The following is a 22,380-nucleotide window of genomic DNA, read 5'->3' on the forward strand; positions in this document are numbered from 1 at the left end:
GGAGCTCGGAGCTGCGGGCCGGCCCGGTCGGCGGGGCGTGAGGCACCCCCGGCCCGCGCCAGCACGACGGGAGACACGGCCCGCGGCCGTGCCCGGTCGGCAGTACGTGGCACTCGCAGCCCGCGCCCCTCCAGCAGACCGTGCGGCCGCGGCCCGCCGACCGCCAGCAGCCGCCTACTCCTCCGGCCCCCGTCACCCCCTACCCCTCCGGCCGGTACTCCGTCGGCGCGACCGGGACGCTCGACGTGGTGCGGGCGACTACGAAAGTGCGGCCCTTGACGGCGCTCGGGTCCAGGGGGATTCGGTGGACGCCAGGGGGCAGTACCTCGTCGTGGAGGAGGCCCATGCGGGTGCGGCGTAGGGCGTCGCGGCGGTACGCGACCAGGGTGACGCGGCAGCGGGCCGTGACTTCCACCACCGCCTCGCCTGCCGCCGCCTCCAGCCGGGTTACTTGGCGACTCTCCGTGCGGTCGAGGGCGTGGGCGATCTGGGCGACCAGTACGGGGATCATCGGGGCCAGGCCGTCGACGTACGCGACGTCGGCGATGCCGGCTCGGGCGAAGGCCGCGCGTACGGCCGCCCGCGCGGGCTCGGCGGTCGCCGGGCCGAAGGCGACCGCGCCGTAGCCGCGCAGATCATCCCCTGTGACGCCCTCCCGCGCGATGTCCGCGCCAACCCCGATGGAGCGCAGGGCGGAGGCGAGCCGCGCGGAGCGCGGGCCGACGAGCAGCACCCGGGGACGGACCCGCGGCTCCTCCGTCGCGAGCAGCGGTTCGAGCGCGGCCCGGTACTCGTCGGCGCGGAACCGGAAGGGGCCTATGCCCTGGTAGCCGTTGCGCTCCAGGTCGGCGGGCTCGTCGGTCTGCCAGGCGAAGTCGCGCCAGACGACCGCGTCGCCGTCGCGCTCGATCACGGCCGTGACCGCGCCGCAGTCGAGCCCCGCGCACTCGGGGCAGGCGTACAGGATGAAGCGCCCGTCGGCTAGCGGCGGCTCGGCGTCGAGCAGCAGCCGCCGTACGTCTTCGGCGAAGATCTCCGGCGGCACGTCCGCGGCGAGCGGGGAGACGGCGTCGAGTTCGGAGAGCTCCTGGAGCAGCGGCCGCCCGTCGACGACGAAATCCAGGAAGTCGCGGTGGAGCCGCTGCGCGCCCCGGACCAGGACGCCGCCGGCGCGCACCGCGGGAGCCAGGGCGAAGGTCGCGTACTCGGCTGCCATGTCTCAAGTATCCCCACCCGCTGCAGTGACGATTCCGCTACCGTCCGGCCATGAGCGGCGATGCGGACGAAGTGATCGTGGTGGGGGCCGGGGTCATCGGCCTGACGACGGCGGTGACGCTGGCGGAGCGCGGCCGCCGGGTCCGGGTGTGGACCCGGGACGCGCCCGCGGAGACGACGTCGGCGGTGGCCGGCGCGCTGTGGTGGCCGTACCGGATCGAGCCGGAGGCGGAGGTCGGCGCGTGGTCGCTCGCCTCGCTGCGGGTGTACGAGAAGCTGGCGGCCGAGCCGGAGCGCACCGGGGTGCGGATGGCGGACGGCGTGCAGGCGGACACGGACCTCGACGAGCTCGGCTCCTGGGCCGGCGAAGTGGCGGGGCTGCGGCGGGCGGCGCCGGAGGAGGTGCCGGGGCCGTACCGTACGGGCCTGGCGGCCCGGTTGCCGCTGATCGACATGCCCGTCCATCTCGGCTGGCTGGAGGACCGGTTGGCGGCGACCGGCGGGACGGTCGAGCGGCGGACTCTCGCCTCGTTCGCGGAGGCCGACGCGCCGGTGGTGGTCAACTGCACGGGGCTCGGGGCCCGATCGCTCACGTCGGACGACGGGTTGCGCCCGGTACGGGGGCAGTTGGTGCTGGTGGAGAACCCCGGGATCGAGGAGTGGTTCACCGCCGCGGATCCGGCGTCGAGCGCGACGACGTACTTCTTCCCGCAGCCGGGGCGGCTGATCCTCGGCGGGACGGCGGAGGACGGCGACGAGCGGACCGCACCGGACGAGGAGACCGCGGCGGCGATCGTGGCGCGGTGCGCGCGGATCCGACCGGAGATCGCCGGGGCGCGGATCATCGGCCACCGGGTGGGGCTGCGGCCGTCCCGCGCGGGCGGGGTACGGATCGCGGCGGAGCCGCTGCCGGGCGGCGGCCGCCTGGTGCACAACTACGGGCACGGGGGCGCCGGCGTCACGGTCGCCTGGGGCTGCGCCCGCGCAGCGGCGGACTTGGCCTGAGAGCGCGACCGGCTGGGCCCCAGCCGCGCAAAACGCGGCCGCCCGCCCCGCACAGAGCGGGACGGGCGGTCGACTGCGCGCCGTTACTTCCAGCGCGGCTTCGACAGGTTCTCGTCCGACGCGATGCACGCGTTCATCAGGCGCTCGGTCGCGTCGGCCTGTGCGCGGGCCTTCTTGGCGTCCCCGTACGCGCCGAGGCGCTCGAGCGCGGCAGCCCTGTTGCGGCCGTCGCGGATCTCGGCGCGCATCTGCGGGATGTCGCAGGTCTTCTGGGCGACGGGCGCGAAGCGCTCGCTCGAGACCGAGGGGGCGGAGAAGGCGCCCGTGCCGAGCAGCACGGTGCCGGCCACGAGCGTGGACATGGTGAAGGTCGTCAGAATGCGACGCATGGGTGGTGCTCCAACTTCAGGGTCCCGAGGACCCGTTGAACGGTGTGGTCAATACCAATGCGTAATTTACACCCATTTCGATCATGGTCCGCACGCGACTCACCGCGACGCACACCGACTCACCGGGCTCACCGGGCTCACCGCGACTCACCCGACCCGCCGGGCGGCGTCGGCCCGATCCGCAGCTCGAAGTCGCCGTCGTACTTCTCGTGTCCGGCGATCACCGCGAGTTCGACGACCTCGATGCCGACCTCGCCCCGCACGATCAGCGGGTCCTCCCGAAGGTCCCGCATCAGCGCCACGCACATGCCGATCATCACCAGCGCGAACGGCGCGGCGACCAGGATCGTCAGGTTCTGCAGCCCGGCGAGCGCGTCGCCCTGCCCATTGCCGATGATCAGCATGATCGCCGCCACCGCGCCGGTCAGCACGCCCCAGAAGACCACGACCGGCCGCGTCGGCTCGAAGGACCCGCGCTGCGACAGCGTCCCCATCACGATCGACGCCGCGTCCGCGCCGGAGACGAAGAAGATCCCGACCAGCACCATCACCAGCAGACTCATCGCGGTGGGGATGGGGAACTCCTTGAGCAGGCCGAAGAGTTGGCCCTCCGGAGTGTCCTCGCCCGCCAGCGCGCCGCGCTCCCGCAGCTTCATCGCCGTGCCGCCGAAGACGGCGAACCAGACCAGGCTGACCGCGCTCGGGACGAGGATGACGCCGCCGACGAACTGACGGATCGTCCGGCCGCGGCTGATCCGGGCGATGAACATGCCGACGAACGGGGTCCAGGAAATCCACCACGCCCAGTAGAAGACCGTCCAACTGCCCAGCCAGTCCGCCACGTTCCGGCCCCCGGCCGCCTCGGTCCGGCCGGCCATCTGGGGCAGGTCGCCCAGGTAGGCGCCGAGCGACGTCGGCAGCAGGTCGAGCACGATGATGGTCGGCCCGGCGACGAAGACGAAGACGGCGAGGACCACCGCGAGCACCATGTTGGTGTTGGACAGCCACTGGATGCCCTTCTCCACCCCGGAGACGGCGGACAGCACGAAGGCCACGGTCAGCGCGGCGATGATGCCGACGAGCAGCCCGGTGCTCACCTTGTCCATCCAGCCCAGCTCCTGGACCCCGCTGCCGATCTGCAGCGCGCCCAGCCCCAGCGAGGCCGCCGAGCCGAAGAGGGTGGCGAAGATGGCCAGGATGTCGATGATCCGGCCGCCCGTCCCGTACGCGTGCCGCTTGCCGATCAGCGGGACGAACACGGCGCTGATGGTCTGCCGCCGGCGGCGCCGGAAGGTCGAGTAGGCGATGGCCAGGCCCACCACGGCGTAGATCGCCCAGGGGTGCAGGGTCCAGTGGAAGAGGGTGGTGGCCATGGCGGTCTGCATGCGCTCGGCCGAGTCCGCGGGGTGGGTGCCGGGCGGCGGGGTGCCGTAGTGGGCGAGCGGCTCGCTCACGCCGTAGAACATCAGGCCGATGCCCATGCCCGCGCTGAACATCATCGCGATCCAGGACACCGTCCGGAACTCGGGCCCCTCGTTCTCCTGGCCGAGGGTGATCCGGCCGTAGCGGCTGATCGCCAGCCACAGCGCGAAGACCACGAAGCCGGACGCGGCCAGCATGAACGCCCAGCCGCCGTTGTGGATCAGACCGGTGAGCAGCGAGTTGGAGACGCTCTCCAGGCTGTCGGTGGCGATCGCGCCCCAGAGGACGAAGGCGACGGTGAGGACCGCGGTGACACCGAAGACGATCCGGTCGGTGCGGGCGCGGTGATGGTGCTCGGGGCCGCCGGGGAGGTCCGCCGTCACCGGCCGTCCTCCCCGGTCCCCCTCCCGGGACCTGTCCGGTCCCGGCTGATCGTGCGTCACTTCAGGCACCTTTCGCAGGGTCGGGAAGCCAACGAGCGTGGCTCTCCGTAACGCCTAGCACATGCGGTGCCCGACTCCCGGGATCAACAGGCGTTGACAGCTTGCCCCGTTGTGATCCGGAATGCCGCCCGCTCGTCGAGGAGCAGCGGCACGAGCGCCCGTTGCGACTGCCGCAGCGGTACGTACGCTCCGTCACCGGTGCGCCGGACGGTGACCCCGTGCAGCGCGAGCTCGTCGCCGAACTGCGCGTACTGCGCGGCGTCGAGCCGGTAGCCGCAGGGCGGGTCCTGGACGATCTCGGCGGGTTCCGCCGGGTCGTTGTCTGCGCCGCCGAGGTAGACCGGCCCGCGGTCGGCGAAGCCGGCGACGCGGGCGGCCGAGGTGGCCGCCTCGATCGGGCCGCGCCGCTCGTCGACGAACGAGAGCGCGCCCTTGAGGGCGACGAGTTGGCTGTCGACCCGGCGGCGCTGGTTCCGCGCCGGATCGGCCTTGTCCGCCTCCGTCAGGGGCTCGACCCGGGTCTCCACCAGCAGGCCGACCGCGTGCTTGACGCCGGCCGTGTTCCGCAGGATGCGCTCCTGGCCGTCGCCCGCGACCTGCTTGACCGTCTCCCCGGTGACCGGGTCGGTCCACAGGCCGTAGATGCCGCTGCTGAACCCGGCCGCGCCGGCGGCGGGGCGGACGTACCGCTCGGAGAGGGCGTTCGCCTCGGCGTGGACGTCCGGGTCGGTGTTGAGGTTGCGCGGCCACAGGGCGAGCAGGTCCTTGTCGTAGTACGGCGAGGTGCCGCCGTACTCGTGCAGGTCGTAGATCACGTCCGGCCGGCGGTCCCGGATCACGGCGGCCAGGGCCCGGCCCTCGTTCGTCTTCAGGGCGATGTGGTCGCGGTTGACGTCGACGCCGTCGGCGTTGCCCCGGGTGTCGGCGGCCCGACCGTCCGGGTTGGCGGTGGGGACGACGAGGACGGTGGTACGGGCGAGGAAGCGCCGGGTCTGCGGGTCGGTGGCCGTTCCGAGTTCGCGCACGGTGCTGAGGCAGGCTTCGCGGCCGGACGGCTCGTCGCCGTGCTGGCTGCAGATCAGCAGCACCGTGTTCCCGGTCTTCCCGGTGCCGACGGTGACGAGCCGCAGCGGCCAGCCCTGGCCGGTGGCGCCGATCGTACGGACGGAGACCCGATCGCTGCCGCGGTCCACGGCGGCCAGGAAGTCCCCCTCCTCGGCCTCGGTGGTCCAGCGGGCCCCGTTGCTCGTCTCGAAGCCGGTGCGCGGCAGCGGGGCGGAGCCGGGCCCGTCGGCGGCCTGCGCGGGCGCGTTGAGCAGGGACAGACCGAGCGCGGCGACGGTCGCGGTCAGGACGAGTGCACGGGTGCCGGATGTACGGGTGCGGGTCGTACGGGCGCCGGATGCACGGGATCGGGTCGTACGGGCGCCTGGCGTACAGGTGCCTGGCGTAGGGGCGAAGGACTCACGCGTACGGGACGTACGGAACGCGGCGCTCATCGGGCGGCCCCTTCCGGGATCGGGCGGTCGGAGCGCGGTCCGGCGACGCCGCTGAGCGGCGGCGCGCCGGGGGCCACGCGGGCGGCGGACGAGGAGCCGGCGGTCGCCCGCGCGAATGCCTCGGCCCCGCCGACCAGCGGCAGTCGCGCCGAGGTGCGGGCGAGGTCGAGGGTGAGCGTCGGCGTGGTCGACGGAGGGTCGATCAGGTCCTTGTCCGTGCCGCCGATGATCAGGGCGAGCCGGTGCCCGGCCGGCACGACGTGGTCGGTCGCGGCCAGCTTCAGAGTGAACGCGTACGCCCGGCCGGGCGTCAGCGGGCGCTCCGCGCGCGGATCGGCCCAGGTGCCGAGATCCGCCCAGCCGCGGCTGACGATCGTGTACTGCACGTTCGCCGTACGCGCCCGGGTCTCCTTGAAGCAGGCGCTGTCGCCGGGCGTGCTCGCGCCCCAGCAGGTGCGCTCGGGAAGCGTGGTGATGCCCTCGCCGGCGGCCGCGTAGTCGCGGACAGTGTCCGGGCCGAGGTCGACGAGGACCGCGGAGAGGTGCGCGGTGGCGGTGGTCGGCGTGGCGGTGACGGTCACCGTCGACGGGCCGGACAGCCGCAGGTCGCGGGTGAGCGGGACGGTGACGAAGCCGGCCTTCGACGGGGTCGACCGGTCGATCTGCGCGGCCCAGTCGGTCTCGCCGAGCGCCGGGTCGTCGGTGAAGGTCTCGGTGGCGCCGGCCGGGGCCCGGCTCGGGGTCAGGGCGCCGACGCCGGGCGCGGCGCCGGTGCCGGGGCGCAGTGTGGTCGCGGAGGCGGCGCGCGCCGGCCAGACGCGGTCGGTGGACCAGCGGTCGGGGGCGCGCTCGACGTCGGCCATGGGCTCGCGGTCGATGCCGTTGTCATAACCGAGCAGGTAGTGGTCGAACCAGCGGTGCAGGGTGCGCACCCAGTCGGCGCGACGGAAGTCGAAGGGGTCGACGTGGCCGGTCTGGGAGAGCCAGATCTTGCGCTCGACGCCCTGGGCGGCGAGCGCGTCCCACCACTGACCGAACTGGTTGGCGCGGACGTTGAGGTCCTGCTGCCCGTGCACGACGAAGACGCTGGCCTTCACGCGCGAGGCGTCGGGGACGTAGTCCCGCTCGGTCCAGGCGCGGGTCCAGTCGCCGCTGTACGGGGTGTCCGCGGCGATCCGGTCCTGGACGGCTCCGCAACGGGCCCGCCCCTCGGGGCTGTTGACGTAGTCGGAGAGCCAGGTCGGGTTGGCGTTGTAGAGCGGCGCGCCCTGGGAGTGGAAGTAGTCGTACCAGGAGGAGATCGCGCCGATCGGGACGATGGTCTTCAGACCCTCGACGCCGGTGGCGGCGACGCCGTTGGCGATGGTGCCGTCCCAGCTCTTGCCGATCATGCCGACGTCGCCGGTCGACCACGTAGTGGCCCGTGCACGATCGTTGCCGGTGCGGGTGGTGTAGCCCCGGGCCCGGCCGTTCAGCCAGTCGACGACGGCCTTGGCGGACTGGATGTCGGAGCGGCCGCCGACGTCGTCGCAGCCGTCGGAGCGGCTGGTGCCGGCGAGGTCGACGGCGACGAAGGCGTAGCCGCGGGGTACGAAGAAGTTGTCGTAGTACAGCGGGAACTGGACGGGGTTGCCGTCGGCGTCGTACGTCTTCTTCTGGCCCTCGTTGCCGCGTCCGCAGCAGGAGTAGTACGGGCTGGCGTCCATCACTACCGGGATCTTCCGCCCGGCCGCGGCGGGTTCGCGCGGCCGGACGATGTCGACGGCGACGCGGTCGGTGCGGCCGTCCCGGTCGCCGTCGAGCCCGGTGTCCACCCAGACGGACTCGCGGACGGCGTCGGCGTACGAGTGAACGGGCTGCGACTCCCTGACCGGGGCGGCCGCTTGAGCGACGTCCGCCTGAGCGCCGGTCGGCGCGACCAGTGCGGCCATCAGGGCGGCCGCGGCGGCCACGACCAGGGTTCTGCCTGACTTACGAGCTCTACGGGTTCTCCGTACACGTATCGGCATGGGGCGGAACGTACCCCGGTCAACTCCCGAGCAAAAGAGTGCAGTCGAGGGTCGAATGGTTCATGTCGGCCGAATGGCGATCGTGTGACAGGAGGGCCTGTGGACATGACGACGTGTCGGGGGTCTGATGAGGTGGCTAAGGACCGACGCCCACCCACGCGTCTTACGCTTCCTCACGTTTGGAGCCCCTGTGCACCGCAGAATCATCGTTCCGAGCGCTCTCGCGGCCTCCGTCCTGCTGGCGATCCCGGCATCGGCGGCGAGCTTCGACCCCGGCGCCCCGGGCATCGGCGACGCCTACTACCCGGCCAGCGGGAACGGCGGATACGACGTCTCCCACTACGACCTGCGGCTGAAGTACCAGCCGGCCACCGACCTGCTGGAAGGCACGGCGACCCTCCTCGCCACGGCCACGCAGAACCTGTCCCGCTTCAACCTCGACCTCGGCCTGCGGGTCAGCGAGGTGCGGGTGAACGGGCGCAAGGCCGCGTTCGCCGCCTCGGGCGACCACGAGCTGGAGGTCACCCCGGCCACGCCGCTGGCCAAGAACACCCCGGTCACCGTCGTGGTCCGGTACGCGGGCAAGCCCTCCGAGCTGAAGATCGGCGGCTGGAGCGCCTGGCACCGCACCCCCGACGGCGGCGTGGCGGCGCAGGAGCCGGACTCCGCGGTCTGGTGGTTCCCGTCCAACGACCACCCGCTGGACAAGGCGACCTACGACGTCTCGGTGTCGGTGCCGGACGGCACCCAGGCGATCAGCAACGGCGTGCTCCAGTCGCAGTCCTCGCGGCTCGGCTGGACCCGCTACAACTGGCGCTCCAACAAGCCTCAGGCGACGTATCTGGCCACGCTCGCGGTAGGCAAGTTCGACATCACCACGGACAAGACCGCCAAGGGGCTGCCCGTCCTCAACGCCTACAGCAAGGATCTCGGCGACAACGCGGGCGCGGCGCGCGCCTCGCTGGAGCGCACCACCGAGGTCGCGGAGTGGCTGGAGGAGGTCTTCGGACCGTACCCGTTCAACGCGCTGGGCGGTTACGTGCCCAACGTGACCAGCGGGTACGCGCTGGAGACGCAGACCCGGCCGTTCTATAGCCCGCGGCAGTTCGCCAACGGGGCGAACGTCTCCGTGGTCGTGCACGAGCTGGCGCACCAGTGGTACGGCGACAGCGTCTCGGTCGACGGCTGGAAGGACATCTGGGTCAACGAGGGCTTCGCCCGGTACAGCCAGTGGCTGTGGTCCGAGAAGGAGGGCGAGGGCACGGCTCAGGAGCTGGCCGACTACGTGTACGCGAACCGGGCCGCCGACGACCCGTTCTGGACGGTGAAGCCGGGCGACCCGGGGCCCGACAACCAGTTCCACATCGCCGTGTACGACCGGGGTGCGCTGGCTCTGCAGGCGCTGCGGAACGATCTCGGCGACGAGGACTTCTTCGCGATCCTGAAGGGCTGGCCGACGGAGCGGGCGTACGGCAACGCCAAGGTCGGCGACTTCGTGGCGTACGCGGAGCGGGTCTCCGGCAAGCCGCTGGCGGGCCTCTTCGACACCTGGCTGTACCAGCCTGCGAAGCCGGCCGCGGGCACGGCCGCCGAGGCGGGGCTCTCGGTGCGGACGGCGGGTCCGGATGCGGCCCCGGCGGCGAAGCCGGTGCAGCCGAAGTCCTGGAGGAAGATCGCGGCGACGAACACGGTGCACGACCACGGCCGGGAGCACGAGCAGGGTCATTGAGCCGCTGCTGATCCGTCGCTGATCCGCAGCTGACCCGCCGTTGATCCGCAGCCGGCCGGCCCGCCGTTCCGCCCGTGTGGCGCGAGCGGCGGGCCGGCCGCGCACTGAGAGCGCTCTCCCTGGGAGTCTCCCGGACGGAGTCTGGGGAGGTCGCATCGCGGTGGGAAGCGGTTACTCTCGTGGCCGTCAGTACCGTCAGCGTTCGTGGGGAGCCGATCTTGAGCGAAACGACGTCCGGGATGCGGCCCACCCTTGAGGCGGTGGCCGCGCGGGCCGGGGTCTCGCGGGCGACGGTGTCCCGAGTCGTCAACGGCGGGGCCGGGGTCCGCGAGGCGCTCGTGGTCAAGGTCCGCAAGGCCGTCGAGGAGCTCGGGTACATCCCGAACCACGCCGCCCGAACCCTGGTCACCCGGCGGAACGGGGCCGTCGCCGTGGTCATCGCCGAGCCCGAGCTGCGGATCTTCTCCGACCCGTTCTTCGAGCGGCAGCTGCGCGGCATCAGCCGCGAACTCGTGGTGTATGACGCCCAGTTGGTGCTGCTGTGGGTGGAGGGTCCGGACGACCACGAGCGGATCGCGCGGTATCTGGGCGGCGGACACGTCGACGGCGCGCTCGCCTTCTCGCTGCACGACGACGATCCGCTGCCGGGGCTCGTCCGCGGCGTCCAGGTACCGACGGTGTTCGGCGGCCGGCCCGGCTGGACGGCCGCGGCGGACGAGCCGGCGGTGCCGTACGTGGACTGCGACAACCGGGGCGGCGCGCGGGACGCGGTACGCCATCTGCGCGCGCTGGGCCGGTCGCGCATCGCGCATATCGCCGGACCGGCCGACCAGACCTCGGCGGTCGACCGGCTGGCCGGCTACCGCGACGAACTCCCCGACAGCGACCTGGCGTTGGTGGCACAGGGCGCGTTCACCGAGGAGAGCGGGGCCGGGGCGATGGCCGAGCTGCTCGCCCGGCGGCCGGACCTGGACGCGGTGTTCGCCGCCAACGACCTGATGGCCTCGGGCGCACTGCGGGTGCTGCGCGCACGGGGGCTGCGGGTCCCGGACGACGTGGCGCTGGTCGGCTTCGACGACATGCTCCCGATCGCCGAGGCCACCGACCCGCCGCTGACGACGGTCCGTCAGGACGTGGAGGGCATGGGCCGGTTGATGGTCCGGCTGCTGATGCGCCTGCTGGACGACGGGACCGGAGTCGAGCCGGTCGTCACCCCGACCGCTCTGGTTCGGCGCGCCTCGGCCTGAATCCTCCGCACGCGCCGCGCCTCGACCCTGAATCCTCCGCACGCCTCTTGACGGGACGCGCTCACGCCGGGCACGCTCCAGACGCATTCCTGAGAGCGCTCTCAAGCGTTCTTGAGAGCCCTCTCTGATCGCCGGAGCCGTCCACGTCCCCCCGAAGCCAAGGGAGGCTTCCCCATGCCCAGAGCCAGAGCCGTCGTACGACTCGGCGCGGTCGCCCTCGCCGGGGCGCTCCTCGCCGCCTGCGGGTCCGGGTCCTCCGGAGGTTCCGACGGAGCGGGCGGCGAGATCACTCTCACCGTCGATCTGTTCGGCTCGTTCGGCTACCAGGAGGCCGGGCTGTACGCCGAGTACGAGAAGCTGCACCCCGGCGTCCGCGTCAAGCAGACCGACACCGAGGACGAGCAGGACTACTGGAAGTCGCTGCAGACCCGGCTCGCCGGGGGCGGCGGACTGGCCGACGTGCAGGCCGTGGAGGTCGGCCGGATCGCCTCCGTCACCCGTCAACAGGCCGACAAGTTCGAGGACTTGAACCGGTACGGCGCGGCCTCGCTCAAGAGCTCGTTCGCCGCCGCCAAGTGGTCCGCGGCCACCGCCGAGGACGGCCGGGTGCTCGGTCTCGGCACCGACGTCGGCCCCGAGGCGATGTGCTACCGCACCGACCTGTTCCGGCAGGCCGGCCTGCCCACCGACCGCGCCGCGCTCGCGCAGCGCTGGTCGACCTGGGACGGCTACCTGGAGCTCGGGCGGCAGTACCGGGCTAAGGCCCCGGCGAAGAGCGCCTGGCTGGACAGCGTGGGCAGCCTGTTCACCGTCATGATCGGCCAGGAGGAGGAGCGGTACTACAACGCCTCCGGGGACCTGGTCTATGACACGAATCCGGCCGTGAAGACCGCCTGGGACACCTCGGTCCGCGCCGCGAAGGACGGACTGAGCGCCGAGCTCGACCAGTGGTCGCCGCAGTGGAACCAGGCCTTCGCGGCCGGCTCGTTCGCCACGCTGCCCTGCCCCGCCTGGATGCTCGGCTACATCAAGGGCCAGGCGGGCGAGGGCGGGAAGGGCAAGTGGGACGTCGCGAAGCTCCCGGGCGGCGCGGGCAACTGGGGCGGCTCGTACCTGACCGTGCCCCGGGCCGCGAAGCACAAGAAGGAGGCGTACGCGCTGATCGCCTGGCTCACCGCGCCCGAGCAGCAGGCGAAGCTGTTCCGCAAGCAGGGCAACTTCCCCTCCTCCACGGGTGCGATCGACGCGATCGCCGACGCCACCGACCCGTATTTCTCCGGCGCTCCGATCGGGCGGATCTTCGGCGAGGCGGCGAAGGCCGCCCCGGTGCAGGTGCTCGGCGTCCACGACAAGAACGTCGCCGACCAGATCACCAACGCGCTGAGCGAGGTCGAACGCAAGGGCACCGCACCGGACAAGGCCTGGTCGAACGCGCGCAAGGGCGTGGCGAACGCCACCGGCTGAGCACGAGCCGACCGCGATCGGCCGAGCACGAGCCGACCGCCATCGGCCGAGCACGAGCCGACCGCCATCGGCCGAGCACCGGCCGACCGGAGCCTCCTGCTCCCCGGACCGGCCGCCCGCCCCGCCCCGTCCCCCGCTGCCGAAGGGCCCGCCTCGTGAGCCGCCCGCGCACCCTCGCCCCGTACGCCTATGTCGCCCCGTTCTTCGTCCTGTTCGCCGCCTTCGGGCTCTTCCCGCTGCTCTACACCGCCTTCGTCTCGCTGTACCGGGTCGAGCTGCAGACCCCGGGCGACCTGCAGTGGCGCGGGCTCGGCAACTACACCGCGATCCTCACGGACGAGTTCTTCTGGACCGCGCTGCGCAACACCTTCACCATCGGCGTCCTGTCGACCGTCCCGCAGCTCGCGATGGCCCTGGGCCTCGCGCATCTGCTGCACTACAAGCTGCGCGGGCGGACGTTCTTCCGCACCGCGATGCTGCTGCCGTACGCGACCTCGGTGGCCGCCGCCACCCTCGTCTTCGCCCAGCTCTTCGGCCGGGACTTCGGCCTGGTCAACTACCTGGCCGGGCTGGTGGGCCTGGGGCCGGTCGACTGGCAGAACGGCACCCTGGCCTCCCAGATCGCCGTCTCCTCGATCGTCGTCTGGCGCTGGACCGGCTACAACGCGCTGATCTACCTGGCCGGCATGCAGTCGATCTCGGCCGAGCTGTACGAGGCCGCGGAGGTGGACGGGGCCTCCCGGTGGCGGCAGTTCGTTCATGTCACGCTGCCCGGGCTGCGTCCGACGATCGTCTTCACCGCCGTCGTGTCGACGATCGGCGCGACCCAACTGTTCGGCGAGCCACTGCTCTTCGAGGGCTCGGTCTCGGGCGGCATCTCGCACCAGTACCAGACCCTCGGGCTCTATCTGTACGAGCAGGGCTGGGGCTTCTTCCATCTGGGTCGGGCGGCCGCCGTCGCCTGGCTGATGTTCCTGCTGATCGTGGTGCTCGTCGGGGTCAACGCCCTGCTCGCGCGCCGCCGTTCCCGCGAGGAGGTACGCCCGTGAGCGCCCGCGCCGGCCGGGCGGGGCACGGCGGGAGGATCGCCTACACGGTGCTGATCCTGGCCGTCCTGGTCGCCGCCTTCCCCTTCTACTGGACGATCGTCGCCGCGAGCCGGTCCAACGCGGACCTCGCGAAGGTGCCCCCGAGCCTGCTGCCTGGACCGCATCTGCTGCGCAACGTCCAAGCCGTCCTGGAGGAGGCGGACATCGGCCGGGCGCTGCTCAACTCGCTGATCGTCTCCGGGTCGATCACCGTCGGCACCGTCCTGTGCTGCACGCTGGCCGGCTTCGCCTTCGCCAAGCTGCGGTTCCGGGGTCGGGGCGCGCTGCTCACGCTGACCGTCGGCACGATGATGATCCCGCCGCAGCTCGGGGTGATTCCGCTGTTCATGGTGATCGCCGAGCTGGGCTGGGTGAACGAGCTGCGGGCAGTGATCCTGCCGGGTCTCGTCTCGGCCTTCGGGGTCTTCTTCATGCGGCAGTTCCTCGTGCAGGCGCTCCCCGACGAGCTGATCGAGGCAGCCCGGGTGGACGGCGCGTCCTCGGCGCGGATCTTCCGCTCGATCGTGCTGCCGGTGGCCCGCCCCGGGATGGCGGTGCTGGGTCTGTTGACCTTCATGGCCGCCTGGAACGACTTCTTCTGGCCGGTGATCGCGCTCTCGTCCTCCGAGCCGACGGTGCAGGTGGCGCTGCGCCAGCTCGGCGGCGGCTATGTCCACGACCAGTCGGTGATCATGGCGGGCACGCTGCTCGGCACCCTGCCGGTGCTGCTGGTCTTCGGCCTGCTCGGCCGGCAGATCGTCGGCGGCATCATGCAGGGCGCGGTCAAGGGCTGACGGGGCGAGCGCGGCGGTTCGCGCCCACGACCTCAACAACTGAGGCCTTCTCACATTCACTCCATCACAAGGGAGTTCCGCGAAGATGAACACAGTGCAGGCGCGCCCCGAGGCGGGCACGACGCTGTCGTTCCCGGCCGGATTCCGCTGGGGCGCGGCGACCGCGGCGTACCAGATCGAGGGGGCGGCGGCCGAGGACGGCCGCACGCCGTCGATCTGGGACGCCTTCAGCCGCGTCCCGGGCCGGGTGCGCAACGGCGACACCGGCGACATCGCCGCCGACCACTATCACCGGATGCCCGAGGACATAGCGCTGATGCGGGTGCTCGGCCTCACCGACTACCGGTTCTCGGTCGGCTGGCCCCGAGTGCAGCCGACCGGCCGGGGGCCCGCCAACCAGAAGGGGCTGGACTTCTATCGGCGTCTCGTCGACGACCTGCTGAACGCCGGCATCCGGCCGGTGGCCACCCTCTACCACTGGGACCTGCCCCAGGAGCTGGAGGACGCAGGCGGCTGGCCGCACCGCGACACCGCGGAGCGCTTCGCCGACTACGCGGCGCTCGTCGCCGAGGCCCTGGGCGACCGGGTGGCCACCTGGACCACGCTCAACGAGCCGTGGTGCGCGGCCTTCCTCGGCTACGCCTCCGGTGTCCACGCCCCCGGCCGCACCGACCCGGCGGCCGCGCTGCGCGCCGCGCACCATCTGAACCTGGCGCACGGGTGGGCGGTCGCGGCGCTGCGGGCCGTGCTGCCCCGCCCGGCCGAGATCTCGCTGACACTGAACGTGCACGCCGTGCGCCCGTACTCCGACGCGCCGCACGACGTGGCGGCGGCCCGCCGGGTCGACGCCGTCGGCAACCGGATCTTCCTCGATCCGGTCTTCCACGGCCGGCTGCCCACCGACCTGGTCGAGGACACGGCCGGGATCACGGACTGGTCCTACGTGCGCGACGGGGATCTACGGGCGGCGAGCGCGCCGGTCGACTCGCTGGGCGTCAACTACTACTCCCCCGCCGTCGTCGCGGCGGGCCCGCCCGAGCCGTCCGCCGAGCCCTCGCCCTGGCCGGGCGCGGCCGGCCAGGTGCGGTTCGTGCCCGCGCCGGGCCCGCGCACGGCGATGGACTGGCCCGTGGACGCGGAGGGCCTGTACGAGGTGCTGACCCGGCTGTCCGGCGAGCTGCCCGGGACGCCGCTGCTGGTCACCGAGAACGGGGCGGCGTACGACGACTACGCCGACCCGTCGGGCGCGGTGCACGATCCGGAGCGGGTGGCGTACGTGGACGCGCACCTCGGGGCGGTGCACCGGGCGATCGGGGCCGGCGCGGACGTGCGCGGTTACTTCCTCTGGTCGCTGCTCGACAATTTCGAGTGGGCGTACGGCTACGGCAAGCGGTTCGGGATCGTCCATGTGGACTTCGCGTCCCAGCGCCGTACGCCGAAGGACAGCGCGCGCTGGTACGCGGGGGTCATCGCGCGGGGTGGGCTCGCGCGCTGAGCCGGGCCGCCCGGCGGGCGCCGCGGGCGAGCGGCAGGTAGCGCAGCCGCTCGGGCAGCACGGGCACGACGGCGCGCACGACGCGGGTGAATCGGCGCAGGGTGCGCTCCTGCGCGTCGGTCCAGTCCAGGCCGAGCGCGGCGCGGGCGTCGGGCGGCATCAGGCCGACGGTGACGAAGGCCCGCAGTCGCAGGAAGCGCGGCAGGACCACCGGCCACAGGGCGCGCAGCAGCAGCCGAAGCGGCGGCGGGCCCGCCTCGGGGGCCGGCATGCGTACGTCGGTGGCGAGCAGCTCGCGGACGACGGTGTTGGCCTCCAGCTCCTCGGCGAGGACCGCACGGTAGTACGGCCAGAACTCCTCGATGGTCTGCGGCATGTCCCGGTCGTGGATGCCGAGGATCCGGCCGACCTGGAGCCACTCGGCGTACAGCTGCCGCTCCTGGGCCTCTGTGAGGGGCCGGACGAGGTAGCGCAGGCCGTGCTGGTAGACGGGGAAGCCGGTGGCGTGCACCCAGGAGTAGTTGGCGGGGGTGAGCGCGTGGTAGGGGCGGCCGCGGGTGTCGGTGCCCTGGATGGTCCGGTGCAGCCGCCGCAGCCGGCGGCCCTCCTCGGCGGCGGCCTCGCCGCCGTACACCCAGAGCTGGGCGGAGCGCAGGGAGCGCTCGCCTCGACCCCAGGGGTCGGTGCGGAAGACGGAGTGCTCGTCGACGCCGGCGCCGACGGCGGGGTGGGCGACCTGCATGGTCAGCGCGGCGGGGAGCATGAGCAGGGCGCGGATGTCACCGGCGACGGTCCACAGGACGCCGCCGGGCGGGGGCGGCGCGGGGTCGGTCGTCCGGTCCGGCGTGGCGGTCGTGCTGCTGGTCATCGGTTCCTCCCCGGGGCCGGTGCTCCGGTGGACACCCCCCTCTGACCAGGCTGCCATATGCCGGGAGGGGGCGGGGGCCCGTGGCCCCCGCCCCCTCCCGGTGCGGATCGGTGCTGCGCCAGGCGCGCTGCGTCAGGCGCGGTCGGCGCCGACCGGCTCGCCGACGATGCGGCCGGCGAGGGCGTGCGCCCAGGCGTCGACGTCGGCGTTCAGCTCGCGCTCGGCGGCCTCCCGCTCGGCGGCGATGCGCTCGTGGCCGGCGGCCAGGATGGCCTCGCGCTCGGCGACGCCCTCCGCGCGGGCGGCGGCGATGGCGATGGCGCCCTCTTCCTGGGCCTTGGAGCGGATGCGGGCGGCCTCGTGGCGGGCCTCGGCGAGCTCGGCCTCGTACTGGGCGCGGACGTCGGCGGCCTCGGCGCGCAGGTCCTCGGCGTTCTCGTTGCCGCCGTCGATGGCCATCTCGCGGTCGGCGAGGGTCTTGGAGATCTTCGGCAGGACGGCCTTCGCGAGGAAGAGGAAGGTCAGGCCGAACAGCACGACACCGAGGATCAGCTCCGCGGTGACGGGGTTGAGCGGACCGAGGTCCATGTCGAAGATCTTCGAGTTCTGCGCGAGGGTCATGCGCGGCATCTTACCCGCTCGGAAAAAGGGCTCGGCACGCGAGCCGGGCGACAGAGTTGTCGAGTTCGTGCCGGGTCCGCAAGATTCCCGCCTCCCAATGGCTACCGGAAGGTAACTACGGCTGATTTGATGTGGCCGCGCCAATCCCCCACCCCCACTTTCACGGGAGTTCATGTGCCGCTCAGCCCGCTCCGCCGCGTCCCCGGCGCAGCCCTGTCGCTGGCGCTCGCCGCCGCGACCCTGGCCGCGACCGCGCCCGCCGCCTCGGCCGCCGAGACGGCTCAGGCCGCCGCGACGCCGAGCCTGAAGGTGCTCACCTACAACACCTTCCTGTTCAGCAAGAGCCTGTACCCGAACTGGGGCCAGGACCACCGGGCCGCCGCCATCCCGGCCGCGTCCTTCTTCAAGGGCAACGACGTGGTCGTGATCCAGGAGGCCTTCGACAACTCCACCTCCGACGCGCTCAAGTCCAACGCCGCGAGCCAGTACCCGTACCAGACCCCGGTCATGGGCCGCAGCAAGACCGGCTGGGACGCCACCAGCGGCGCGTACTCGTCGACGACGCCGGAGGACGGCGGCGTGACGATCCTCAGCAAGTGGCCGATCGTCCGCAAGGAGCAGTACGTATACAAGGACGCCTGCGGCGCCGACTGGTACTCCAACAAGGGCTTCGTCTACACGGTGCTCGACGTGAACGGCACGAAGGTGCACGTCGTCGGCACCCACGCGCAGTCCACCGACCCGGGCTGCTCGGCGGGCGAGGCGGCGCAGATGCGCAGCCGCCAGTTCAAGGCGATGGACGCCTTCCTGGACGCCAAGAACATCCCGGCGAACGAGCAGGTGATCCTGGCCGGCGACATGAACGTGGACTCCCGCACGCCGGAGTACGCCACGATGCTCGCCGACCTGGACGTCGCCGGTACGGACGCCCGGACCGGGCACCCGTACTCCTTCGACACGCAGGACAACTCGATCGCCTCGTACCGGTACCCGACCGACCCGCGCGAGGACCTCGACTACGTCCTGCACCGCACGGGCCACGCCCGCCCGGCGAACTGGACGAACAACGTGGTCAAGGAGAGCACCACGCCCTGGACCGTCTACAGCTGGGGCAAGGCGTACACGTACACCAACCTGAGCGACCACTACCCGGTCGTGGCCTCCGGTCAGTGATCTGAGGGCACGACGCGAGAGAGGGCCGGGACCCGTGTGGGGGTCCCGGTCTTTCGCGCTGCTGTGCAGAAACCAGGGTCTACCAGTACACGCCGTACATGCTGTAGACGTACAGCCCGATGACCCCGGCGACGCACAGGAGCACGAGCCACGAGCCGGCGCTCGTGTGCCGGGTCTTGCGGGGGCGCGGCGGGCGGGGGCGGGGGGTGCGGGAGGGCTTCGCGCCGGCCCTCGGGTCGGGGCGCTGCTCGTCGGCCGCCGCGGTGACGTCGGCGAGCAGGCGGCGGCAGACCGCGGCCAGCTCCGTCGTACCGGCGGACAGGTCGACGACGACCTCGGAGCGGGCCGGGGCGGTCGTGCCGCCGTCCAGGAGGCGTCCGGCCCGGACCAGGGCCCGGTCCTTGCCGCCCGTCGGCGCGAGGCTGATCCAGCGCCGGACGTGCTCGCCCCGGATCACCACACCGCCACCGCGCTCCCGGTACACGGTGTGCTCCCGCCACAGAAGACCGGCCAACTCCCCCGCGGTCTCCCTGAGTTGCGCGTACATGCCCCTCCTCGTACTCGTCCCCCAGATTCGAACAAGCACGTGACTCTAGCGGCTGCCGCCGACAACCCCGCGCGGGGGTCGCCCCTCGCCCGCCCTCAGTCCCCGAAGTCGTACACGGTCACGGGTATCCCCCGCGCCACCAGCCGCTCCTCGATCAACGGCTCGACCCGCGACCACTTCCCGCCCGCGAGCCCGCAGCCGATCCGCGGCATGTGCACGGAGGCGCTGAGCTCGGCCGCCTTCTCCGCCAGCGCGCCGAGCGCCGTGTCGATCGCCTCGTACCGGACCGGAACCCCGGTGCTCCGGCCCGTACGGATCCCCCGCTGCCCCACCAGATTCGCCACCCAGAGGTACGGGCCGACCTGCACGAACTGCGCAGCCCCCAGCCCGAAGTCGTTCCGCGCCCGCTCGCGGTGCCAGCGGCGGTACGCGGCCTCCGGCTCCGGCCAGCGCCGCGAGATGGCCAGGACGAAGCCCTTCCCCCAACCGCCCAGGTCGTTGCAGACATGCGCGACGATCTTGACGCCCTTGCCCTGCGGCGCGGTCGCGTCCCCCCGTACGTACGTGATCGCCGTCATGCCAGCTGCTCGAAGATCTCGTCCCAGAACGCGGAATCGACCACGTAGAAGTCCTGGCCGGCCATGCGCTCCCGCAGATCGGTGATCGCGGCGGCGCGTTCGGCGTCGTCGTCCGCATCCACGGCGTCGGCCGACTCGGCGATCAGACCGAGGAGCACGGCGAGCGCGGGAAGGGAATGGGCGGCCGGCCCCTGCCACCCGTCCCCGTGGTCCCACCCGTTGGGGTCGTAGTGGGTGATGCCACCGTCCGCCGCATCGAGCATCAGATGCTGGTCGCCCCAGAGGGCCACGGTGAGGGAGAAGTCCTTCGGCGGGGAGTCGTCGTCGGGGTAGCGGCGCCCGTAGATCTCGTCGGAATCGAGCGGTTCGAAGCCGTCCTCGTCGCGCAGGTGCGTCGTGTCGATACCTACGACGTGCAGGTTGACGGCGGGAAAGCCGACTGTCAGCAGGAACTCCCTCGACTCGGCATCGGTCAGTTCGGCCGGCAGCCCGGCCTCGTCCGGCCGCCAGAGCGAGCCCTCGCCGAGCCTCTCCTCCAGCCACCCCGCGTCCGGTATCCGCGGAATGTCGCTACTCGTCACTGCGTGCCCCCATGAGTTACGCGTCGTTCGGTCCCTGCCGGCCCCAGTCAATCGCATGGCCGATCACAGGCCGGGGCTGCAGGGCTTTTACAACGCCGATGAGACAGCAATACTGTTGCACCTGGGCGATACGGAGAGCGAGGCGCCGCAGATGGCAACCGGGACCGAGGAGCAGCCGCCGTCGCCGACGTACACGGTCGACGAGCTGGCCGCCCGGGCGGGCGTGACCGTGCGCACCGTGCGCTTCTACGGCACCCGCGGCCTGCTGCCGCCGCCGGTGATCGGCCCGCGGCGGGTCGGCCACTACGGCCCCGAGCACCTGTCCCGGCTCGCGCTGATCGAGGAGCTGCAGCACCGGGGCATGACCCTCGCCGCGATCGAACGGTACCTGGAGCAGCTGCCCCCCGACCTGAGCGCCCAGGATCTGGCGATCCACCGGGCCCTGGTGGCCTCGTGGGCCCCCGAGTCCGCCGAGAAGATCGACCGGCGGGAGCTGGAGCGGCGGGCGGGCCGGGCGCTGTCCGACGCGGACGTCGACCGGCTGGCCGCGATGGGCGTCCTCGACCGCGGCCCGGACCCGGAGGTCTTCCGGCTCGACGGCGGGCTGCTGCGGCTCGGCGTCGAGCTCCTGGACGTGCCCATCGCCCACGAGACGATCCTCGCCTCCCGCACGGTCCTGCTCGACCACGCGCGGCAGGCTGCGCAGGAGCTGTCGCGGCTGTTCCGGGAGGAGGTCTGGAGCCCGTACCGCGAACGGGAGGAGGACCCTGACCACGTCGCGGCGATGAAGTCGCTCTCCGCGCACATGCAGCCGATCGTGATCCAGGCATTGGTGACGGCGTTCCAGCGGTCGCTGAGCGAGGAGCTGCGGGCGGCGTTCGGCGCGGAGACGGACGGGTCCTAGCCGAGCAGCTTCGGCACGGTGCCGGGCGTCAGGCCGATCCAGACGGCGTCGCTCTCCCGGAAGATGTAGATCGCGTCCCGGCGGACATCCCATCCGAGAGGGACGACGTAGTACCGGCCGTCGCGTTCGAGGAGAAGGCGCAGTCCGGTGTAGCGGTAGCGGTGGAGCCACCCGCTGGGTAGGTCCTCCTCGGTGACCGTGCCCGTCGGGCGCGTCGGGATCGCCAGCTTGTGGCTGCTGAGCACCACCACACCGGTCCACTTGGCGACGTTTCGGGCACGGGAGGCGGCATCCCGCTCGGCGGTGTCCACGGTGACCTGCGTGAGCCCCCAGAAGACGAAGATCGCGGCGGCGAGGACCGGCAGCGCCCTGCGCCGGAGTCCTTCCGGCCGTCGGCCCTCGGAGTCCCGGAGCTGGCTCAGGAGAAGACCGAACGCGATGATCATGGGGGCGATCCAGCCGTACGGCTCGATCTTCGTCCACAGGGCAAGCAGCACGATACCGACGGCCACGACGGGGACGAACCCACGGCCCGCCAGGACCTCGGCCCTCGATGGGGTCGGCCGGGTTCGGGCGTGGATCCATGGCCCGGCCACGATCAGCACGATCACCCCGGCGGCAACCAGGACCTCCAGCTTCAGCACGGCCAGACTCTGGGTCGCCAGCTCACCGAAGCCCAGACGGAGCGTGCTGAAGGCGATGTGGAAGTACCCGTAGTAGGTGCTGGTGTACATCGCCCCCAGGTAGAACAGGAGCGCGGCGATGAACGTGCCCTGCGCGATCACGATCTTGAGGAGCGCGGTGGGGCTGTCCCGATCGGCCCCTTGAGCCGGCCGCGTCGCCTCCGGCTCGTGCGGCGGGTGCTCCTGAGGCTCGCTCACGTGCCGGCGGGCTCGGGTGACTTGTCCTGCGGCTCAGGCGCGAGCGGCGTGAGGCTCGGGTTCGATTTCGGGGTCTGCTCGCCGCCGTCGGTGTCCGTCGGCGGGGGCGGCGGCGACGAGATCCCCTGCTCGCCGTTCCCCGTCGGCTCAGTGTCCTCAGTGGCGTTCGGATCGCCGTCCGGCTCCTCCGAGGGCTCCTCCGACGTCTCCGTCACCACCGACGGCGACGGCGACTCCTCCGGTTCGGACTCGCCGGAGTCGCACCCGACGAGCAGAGCGGCGCTCCACGCTCCCAGCAGGGCGAGCGTCATGACCCGGACCCAGCGACCGGTCTTCTTCCGCATCCGACCTCCTTGATCGCTCGTGAGCGTAGGGGCCGGGCAGGCCGAGGGCCCGGACCCCACACCTGCGGGTCCGGGCCCTCCGCC

21 protein-coding genes are annotated in these 22,380 nt (G+C 72.3%); 9 read left to right on the forward strand and 12 right to left on the reverse strand.

Going from position 1 to position 22,380, the window contains the following annotated elements; all coding sequences use genetic code 11:
* Positions 1–199: 199 nt before the first annotated feature.
* On the reverse strand, positions 200–1,216 hold the full coding sequence (locus VIU94_RS01405) for an oxidoreductase (protein ID WP_331906613.1): 1,017 nt from the start codon (positions 1,214–1,216) through the stop codon (positions 200–202).
* Between the two features lie 50 nt (positions 1,217–1,266).
* Here VIU94_RS01405 and VIU94_RS01410 point away from each other — a divergent pair, with 50 nt between their 5' ends.
* Positions 1,267–2,220: an NAD(P)/FAD-dependent oxidoreductase gene (locus tag VIU94_RS01410; protein ID WP_331906615.1), complete on the forward strand. Its 954-nt coding sequence runs from the start codon at positions 1,267–1,269 to the stop codon at positions 2,218–2,220.
* Between the two features lie 83 nt (positions 2,221–2,303).
* On the opposite strand, the gene VIU94_RS01415 is transcribed toward VIU94_RS01410, so the two are convergent.
* The 4 genes from VIU94_RS01415 to VIU94_RS01430 form a co-directional block, all read right to left on the reverse strand.
* Positions 2,304–2,609 (reverse strand): hypothetical protein, encoded by a 306-nt coding sequence (locus VIU94_RS01415; protein WP_331906617.1) that lies wholly within the window; start codon positions 2,607–2,609, stop codon positions 2,304–2,306.
* Between the two features lie 137 nt (positions 2,610–2,746).
* Complete coding sequence (locus VIU94_RS01420; protein ID WP_331906619.1) at positions 2,747–4,414, reverse strand: BCCT family transporter; 1,668 nt, start codon at positions 4,412–4,414, stop codon at positions 2,747–2,749.
* Positions 4,415–4,557: 143 nt separating this feature from the next.
* Positions 4,558–5,973: a M14 family metallopeptidase gene (locus VIU94_RS01425; protein ID WP_331906621.1), complete on the reverse strand. Its 1,416-nt coding sequence runs from the start codon at positions 5,971–5,973 to the stop codon at positions 4,558–4,560.
* A complete protein-coding gene (locus tag VIU94_RS01430) occupies positions 5,970–7,982 on the reverse strand; it encodes a Xaa-Pro dipeptidyl-peptidase (RefSeq protein WP_331906623.1) in 2,013 nt (670 codons plus the stop codon). The genes VIU94_RS01425 and VIU94_RS01430 overlap by 4 nt, the downstream gene beginning before the upstream one ends.
* A 190-nt stretch (positions 7,983–8,172) precedes the next feature.
* On the opposite strand from VIU94_RS01430, the gene VIU94_RS01435 reads away from it, so the two are divergent.
* From VIU94_RS01435 to VIU94_RS01460, 6 genes are all read left to right on the forward strand, one after another.
* On the forward strand, positions 8,173–9,711 hold the full coding sequence (locus tag VIU94_RS01435; RefSeq protein ID WP_331906625.1) for a M1 family metallopeptidase: 1,539 nt from the start codon (positions 8,173–8,175) through the stop codon (positions 9,709–9,711).
* Positions 9,712–9,950: 239 nt separating this feature from the next.
* Positions 9,951–10,958, forward strand: a complete 1,008-nt coding sequence (locus VIU94_RS01440) for a LacI family DNA-binding transcriptional regulator (protein ID WP_414720865.1) — start codon at positions 9,951–9,953, stop codon at positions 10,956–10,958.
* Between the two features lie 174 nt (positions 10,959–11,132).
* The gene (locus VIU94_RS01445; protein WP_331906629.1) at positions 11,133–12,422 is read left to right on the forward strand and encodes an extracellular solute-binding protein; all 1,290 of its coding nucleotides are present in this window, start codon (positions 11,133–11,135) and stop codon (positions 12,420–12,422) included.
* A 41-nt stretch (positions 12,423–12,463) separates the two neighbouring features.
* Entirely contained in the window at positions 12,464–13,471 is a 1,008-nt protein-coding gene (locus VIU94_RS01450; protein WP_414720866.1) for a carbohydrate ABC transporter permease, read from the forward strand.
* Positions 13,468–14,304 (forward strand): carbohydrate ABC transporter permease, encoded by an 837-nt coding sequence (locus VIU94_RS01455; RefSeq protein WP_331906633.1) that lies wholly within the window; start codon positions 13,468–13,470, stop codon positions 14,302–14,304. Before VIU94_RS01450 ends, VIU94_RS01455 begins: the two co-directional genes overlap by 4 nt.
* An 85-nt stretch (positions 14,305–14,389) precedes the next feature.
* Positions 14,390–15,799, forward strand: a complete 1,410-nt coding sequence (locus tag VIU94_RS01460; protein WP_331906635.1) for a GH1 family beta-glucosidase — start codon at positions 14,390–14,392, stop codon at positions 15,797–15,799.
* Here VIU94_RS01460 and VIU94_RS01465 read toward each other — a convergent pair.
* Both VIU94_RS01465 and VIU94_RS01470 read right to left on the reverse strand, forming a co-directional pair.
* Entirely contained in the window at positions 15,771–16,667 is an 897-nt protein-coding gene (locus VIU94_RS01465) for an oxygenase MpaB family protein (RefSeq protein ID WP_331906637.1), read from the reverse strand. The two genes, VIU94_RS01460 and VIU94_RS01465, sit on opposite strands and share 29 nt — an antisense overlap.
* 132 nt (positions 16,668–16,799) lie before the next feature.
* Positions 16,800–17,288, reverse strand: a complete 489-nt coding sequence (locus VIU94_RS01470; RefSeq protein ID WP_331906639.1) for a F0F1 ATP synthase subunit B family protein — start codon at positions 17,286–17,288, stop codon at positions 16,800–16,802.
* 129 nt (positions 17,289–17,417) lie between these two features.
* Between VIU94_RS01470 and sph the strand changes: the two genes are divergently transcribed.
* On the forward strand, positions 17,418–18,461 hold the full coding sequence (gene sph, locus VIU94_RS01475; RefSeq protein WP_414720864.1) for a sphingomyelin phosphodiesterase: 1,044 nt from the start codon (positions 17,418–17,420) through the stop codon (positions 18,459–18,461).
* A gap of 79 nt (positions 18,462–18,540) precedes the next feature.
* On the opposite strand, the gene VIU94_RS01480 is transcribed toward sph, so the two are convergent.
* The 3 genes from VIU94_RS01480 to VIU94_RS01490 all read right to left on the reverse strand — a co-directional run bounded on the left by VIU94_RS01480 (position 18,541) and on the right by VIU94_RS01490 (position 20,167).
* Entirely contained in the window at positions 18,541–19,008 is a 468-nt protein-coding gene (locus tag VIU94_RS01480) for a hypothetical protein (protein WP_331906643.1), read from the reverse strand.
* Between the two features lie 95 nt (positions 19,009–19,103).
* On the reverse strand, positions 19,104–19,586 hold the full coding sequence (locus VIU94_RS01485; protein ID WP_331906645.1) for a macro domain-containing protein: 483 nt from the start codon (positions 19,584–19,586) through the stop codon (positions 19,104–19,106).
* A complete protein-coding gene (locus VIU94_RS01490) occupies positions 19,583–20,167 on the reverse strand; it encodes an SUKH-4 family immunity protein (RefSeq protein ID WP_331906647.1) in 585 nt (194 codons plus the stop codon). The genes VIU94_RS01485 and VIU94_RS01490 overlap by 4 nt, the downstream gene beginning before the upstream one ends.
* A gap of 151 nt (positions 20,168–20,318) precedes the next feature.
* On the opposite strand from VIU94_RS01490, the gene VIU94_RS01495 reads away from it, so the two are divergent.
* Complete coding sequence (locus VIU94_RS01495; RefSeq protein WP_331906649.1) at positions 20,319–21,071, forward strand: MerR family transcriptional regulator; 753 nt, start codon at positions 20,319–20,321, stop codon at positions 21,069–21,071.
* Here the strand turns inward: VIU94_RS01495 and VIU94_RS01500 are convergent.
* Entirely contained in the window at positions 21,068–21,952 is an 885-nt protein-coding gene (locus VIU94_RS01500) for a hypothetical protein (protein ID WP_331906651.1), read from the reverse strand. The two genes, VIU94_RS01495 and VIU94_RS01500, sit on opposite strands and share 4 nt — an antisense overlap.
* Positions 21,949–22,296: a hypothetical protein gene (locus tag VIU94_RS01505; protein ID WP_331906653.1), complete on the reverse strand. Its 348-nt coding sequence runs from the start codon at positions 22,294–22,296 to the stop codon at positions 21,949–21,951. The genes VIU94_RS01500 and VIU94_RS01505 overlap by 4 nt, the downstream gene beginning before the upstream one ends.
* Positions 22,297–22,380 lie beyond the last annotated feature (84 nt).

The organism is Streptomyces sp., from assembly GCF_036566765.1.
GTDB lineage: Bacteria > Actinomycetota > Actinomycetes > Streptomycetales > Streptomycetaceae > Streptomyces.